We start from the raw sequence: 1,322 nt of genomic DNA on the forward strand, positions 1-1,322 counted from the left end.
CCCTAGGTAAGGATGTCGAGTCTCCTACGGGAGAAAATGCGAGTTTTCGATCATTTTCCCGTATGACGTCAGGTCAACGTGATGCTGCTCTCGCCGCTGGTGGTATTGCTTATCTGTTTTCCGACTGGGTGGATCAAAAGTTTAACTTGCCCTCGCCTAGTATTCCAGACTGCTCTGGGATGGATCCCGAAGCGGCAGCCATGGTTGTTAGGTCGGAGTGGCTGCTTGGGCATGCGCCCCTAAAAAATATGGTCCATCTACTTGAGTCGAAGGGCGTTCGTGTTTTTTCACTTGCTGAAGAAACAAATCAGGTGAATGCATTTTCCTGTTGGCGCAGGGGAACTACTCCGTTTGTATTTTTGAATACCCAGAAGTCAGCGGAAGCCAGTCGCTTTGATGCAGCGCATGAATTAGGCCATTTAGTCTTGCACCGGCATGGAGAGAATAAAGGTAAGGAAGTTGAAGCAGAGGCGAATAGTTTCGCTTCGGCTTTGCTTATGCCAAGAGAGAGCGTGCTTGCCTACGCATCTCATTGCCGAACGATTGCAGACATTATCAAAGCTAAGAAGTACTGGAATGTGTCTGCCATGGCGCTCGTTTACAGGCTTCACAAGGTAAGTCTACTAAGTGAATGGACTTATAGAGATCTTTGCGTTGAGCTTTCGAAAAAGGGCGCGCGTACAAGCGAGATAGATCCTTCTCCACGTGAGACGTCCCAGGTTCTCCAAAAGGTGCTGAGTTTCACCCGAGAATCCGGGAAATCATTACAGGCAGTAGCCGCAGAGTTGAGCTTGACGCAATCCGAGCTGACGCCGATTCTGTTTGGCTTGGCTCCTGTCTCGCTCCCGGGGCGGCAGGACGCTTTGGCGGTACCCCGAAAGGGGGCGAATCTGCGTCTCGTTTGAAAATTTTGGTCAAACCGATCATTCTCTGGACGGATCCCTCACAGGTTTGCGTTAGCTCACAACCTGTCTAGGGATTCGTGGCTGTTACGGATTAAGTCGCAGTCGGCGCCGTGGACGGCATGCAGGTGGTGCATTTGCTCAAAACGTTGATTAAGGGTAGCCACATGCCAATAAAGCGAGACGTACTTCTACCTGATCATCCTGCCTACACGAACGCAGTGGAAGCGCTGCGCCTCTATCATGAGGCACAGAGAGATGGAGCCTCAGCCATAGAGGTGGAGCGACTTCGCCAGATTGCGGAATCGCTGTTTCAGGCGGTAACGGATCATCAACTCCGAGCGCTAGGGAAGCCCGGCGGTACGATCCACTGATCATCATGGAAGGCGCTATGCGTCAGCCGCGACTGACCGCAATCGA

General features: G+C 51.9%; 2 protein-coding genes. Both read left to right on the forward strand.

What is annotated here, in order from left to right:
* On the forward strand, window positions 1–905 hold a 905-nt coding region (locus tag PM2_RS29390; protein WP_042132650.1), incomplete at its 5' end, for an ImmA/IrrE family metallo-endopeptidase.
* 164 nt (window positions 906–1,069) lie between these two features.
* Window positions 1,070–1,276: a hypothetical protein gene (locus PM2_RS31760; protein ID WP_028700110.1), complete on the forward strand. Its 207-nt coding sequence runs from the start codon at window positions 1,070–1,072 to the stop codon at window positions 1,274–1,276.
* The last annotated feature ends 46 nt before the right edge of the window (window positions 1,277–1,322 follow it).

The sequence above is a fragment of the Pseudomonas monteilii NBRC 103158 = DSM 14164 genome, assembly GCF_000730605.1.
GTDB lineage: Bacteria > Pseudomonadota > Gammaproteobacteria > Pseudomonadales > Pseudomonadaceae > Aquipseudomonas > Aquipseudomonas monteilii.